Origin of the sequence: Type-D symbiont of Plautia stali, from assembly GCF_001485335.1 — a bacterium.
GTDB lineage: Bacteria > Pseudomonadota > Gammaproteobacteria > Enterobacterales > Enterobacteriaceae > Pantoea > Pantoea vagans_C.
Map to the genome: position 1 here is coordinate 1 of NZ_BBOC01000165.1, position 3,149 is coordinate 3,149.

The following is a 3,149-nucleotide window of genomic DNA, read 5'->3' on the forward strand; positions in this document are numbered from 1 at the left end:
CCTGGGGCAGCGCGCTGATGCCGGTGGCAGCGATGGCTGGCGCAACCTGCGCGGTTGGCCTGGTCTTTATGCTTTCATGGCGCAGAGGCCTGACGCCGGTTCGACTTATCCTCACTGGCGTCGGCATCTCGGCAATGGCGGGCGCAATGGTTACCCTTATCCTTGTTTTCAGCCCGCTGACTACCACCTTTTCTGCATGGGTATGGCTTAGCGGCAGCGTTTATGCGGCGACCTGGGAAAAGGTGCGTCACCTCCTCGCCATCGATCTGGCGGCATTGCTGCTCTGGCTGTTTTCGCTGCGTTATCTGAGCGCGCTTCTGCTGGACGACGACCTTACCACGGGGCTGGGTGTGCGGGTGCATGTAATGCGGGCCCTGCTATTGTTGGGCTGCGTGATACTTTCCGGCGGCGCGATAGCAATGGTGGGCGCCATGGCGTTTGTTGGCCTGATAGCGCCCCACCTCGGCAGACAGATTTTACGTCACGGCATTTTTGGCCAGGCGTTTGTCACCGCCTGCTGCGGCGGCGTCATGGTGGTTACTGCTGACCTGCTGGCCAGAACGCTGTTCCGGCCTGCAGATCTTCCGGCGGGCATCTTTGTTGCGCTGGTCGGCGCGCCGTTTTTTCTGGTGTTGCTTGTCCGGCAGCGTACGTAAACTGATGGAGAAAACGTGTCTCTTTCCACTCATAAGCTGAACGTGAGCTATACACAGCAGCAGGTCATACACTCGCTGGATCTCAAACTGCCCGCGGCGAAAGTCTCTGTACTGATCGGGAGTAATGGCTGTGGTAAAAGCACCCTGCTCCGGGCAATGGCCCGGCTTCTCAGGCCGCAGTCGGGAACCGTTATACTGGACGGGATGGATATTCATGCCAGCAGTACGGCGCAGGTCGCCCGCCGGCTGGCGATCCTGCCGCAGATCCCCGTCGCCCCCGAAGGAATTTCCGTACGTCAGCTCGTTAGCCTGGGACGCTTCCCGTATCAGAGCTGGCTGCGTCAGTGGTCAGCGGAAGATGAAAGGCAGGTAGACGAGGCCCTTCGACTGACCGGAACTGATGCATTACAGCATCGTCCCGTGGATGCCTTATCGGGCGGGCAGCGGCAGCGCGTCTGGATTGCCATGACGCTGGCACAGGCGACCGATACGTTGCTGCTGGATGAGCCGACCACCTATCTTGATCTGGCCCATCAGGTTGAGGTGCTTGAACTGTTGCGCGACCTGAACCAGACGCACGGTAAAACCATCGTTATGGTCCTGCACGATCTTAATCTGGCCAGCCGCTACGCCGACCATCTGGTCGCCGTACACCACGGACGGGTTTATGCACAGGGTGCGCCGGGGGATATCATGACTGAAGCGCTGGTGAATAAGGTGTTTAACCTGCAGTGCCGGATTATTGAAGATCCTTTCTTTCGCTCGCCGCTGTGTATTCCTTTTCCCGGGGCGCTAAATGCTGACGCCTGAGGAGCAAGCCTTTCTGCAGAAGAATTTCCGCTTACGGCCCCTCGCGGCGGCCGACGCGCGCAGTATGCCGGCAGAATATGTGCTCAATGCGAAACATTGCGATGCCTTTTTACGTCTCGTGATGCCGCTGACAGGCGCACCGGATGTGGCCATAGCCGCCTCGCTGTTTGCAAAACGTCTGGCATTTCTCGCGACGGGCAATGTGCTCTATGCCATGAGCGTGTTTGACAGTGGCCTGACCTTCTCTCTTTCTCGCAGCCAGCTTGAATATGCTCACGATAACGGGCTATGGACATCGTCGCTCCCGGCAGACACTCTAGTGACATGCTATCTTCCCGGTGAGCGAGATGCTTGGCGTGAAGAAGTCGTGTCAGCGCTTTTCCGCGGGTTTCTTTCTCCGCTCTGGCAAAGTCTGGCCGGAGTGAGTGGACTGCCCATACAGATACTCTGGGAAAATACCGCGATGCGGGTTTTTTCACTTTATCAGGGCCGAATGGACAGGCTCGATGAAACGCAGAACGAGCGCAGGGATGCCGATTTTAACTGGTTGATCGGACAGGCTTCACCTTCTCTCTTTGGCCTGTCCTGGAACCCGCTGCAACGCTTTCGCCGACCTCTCCAGCTAAACGCGGCGGGAAAGCCTGTGCGCTTTCGTCGCACCTGCTGTTTCTATTACAAAGCAACCGACCCTGTCGAATACTGCCTCAACTGCCCGCTCTGCAGGCCAAAATAAGCACCGGACTTTAGCCGAGTGGGAGACGTGCTGGTACTCAATTACTCGCGAACGGCGTCAGGGGCAATCACCCGTGGGCGCCTGTCATGAATATCAACCATGCCCCCTGTGGCTGGGCGACGTCACAATCACAACCCCTTCTCTTCCGTGGTGCTGCCCGCAAAGCTTGGATGTTCACTATTTGTCACATCGCTCCACTTCCTGTTCGGACTCCTGCTGTTCGGACATCAGTGACGCCAGATCTATCGTTCCGGCCGCCGGATTGCGGCTTGACCACCGGGCGCATAGCCTGAGAACGCTCAGGCGTATCAGTGCTTCACGCTAGGGCGAGGCATCGTTTTCCGTTATGACGACACCTCTGTTCATGAACGCACGTTTTTTCCCGCTTATGAAGAGGTTCTCCCATGCTGGCATATCACACCGGCTCGCAGTGTCAGGAGAAACATGCGTTTCGTCACTTCAGATACGGACGGATAGAAAACGGGTATGCAGTTGTGTTGGATATCAATCAGGAAAAGATTCCTATGCAGAAGGGCTATAAACGGTGAAGGTCCACCGAGCAGAGCGTGTCTGGCTAAAAGCGCATCCGTTGCTCAGACAGCTGTAAGGTTCTCACACGGAAGGTATGCTGACCTGACTTACATGTTGCACGCCATCAGATTCATGGTGTCCGACAATCTGGTTAGTAGAAAGTAGTTAGCTCCAGGAGCTGTTTAGCAATCTTGTTAAAGTTCAAAACAATTTGAACCCGTGACTATCACAGCAATACATAATGTCCACATTCGGTTTGCCGATAACCGAAGCAGTCATTGGATAATCCGGAACATATCATGCTCCTGCATACGTTAAAAAATCTGTTTTCCCTAAGTCGCTCACGTTTATCCGCTTCTGTAGGCGCGCTTGAGCAGGCTATGCCAGTTATTGAGTTCACCCCAGCCGGAATAATCCGG

General features: G+C 55.9%; 3 protein-coding genes and 1 pseudogene. 3 read left to right on the top strand and 1 reads right to left on the bottom strand.

Annotated elements, in window-relative coordinates; genetic code table 11:
• From PSSD_RS25645 to PSSD_RS25655, 3 genes are all read left to right on the top strand, one after another.
• Window positions 1-656: FecCD family ABC transporter permease (locus PSSD_RS25645; RefSeq protein ID WP_153011523.1), on the top strand; the 656-nt coding region annotated here is incomplete at its 5' end.
• 15 nt (window positions 657-671) lie between these two features.
• A complete protein-coding gene (locus PSSD_RS25650) occupies window positions 672-1,466 on the top strand; it encodes an ABC transporter ATP-binding protein (RefSeq protein WP_058974199.1) in 795 nt (264 codons plus the stop codon).
• Window positions 1,453-2,199: a (2Fe-2S)-binding protein gene (locus tag PSSD_RS25655; RefSeq protein ID WP_058974200.1), complete on the top strand. Its 747-nt coding sequence runs from the start codon at window positions 1,453-1,455 to the stop codon at window positions 2,197-2,199. Before PSSD_RS25650 ends, PSSD_RS25655 begins: the two co-directional genes overlap by 14 nt.
• A gap of 44 nt (window positions 2,200-2,243) precedes the next feature.
• Here the strand turns inward: PSSD_RS25655 and PSSD_RS28550 are convergent.
• Window positions 2,244-2,340: pseudogene (locus PSSD_RS28550) on the bottom strand (SOS response-associated peptidase); the annotation flags it as partial.
• Window positions 2,341-3,149: the final 809 nt, after the last annotated feature.

Excerpts from the sequence above, each read along its gene's own strand:
- PSSD_RS25655 (WP_058974200.1), top strand. The coding sequence starts at position 1,453 with ATGCTGACGCCTGAGGAGCAAGCCTTTCTGCAGAAGAATTTCCGCTTA.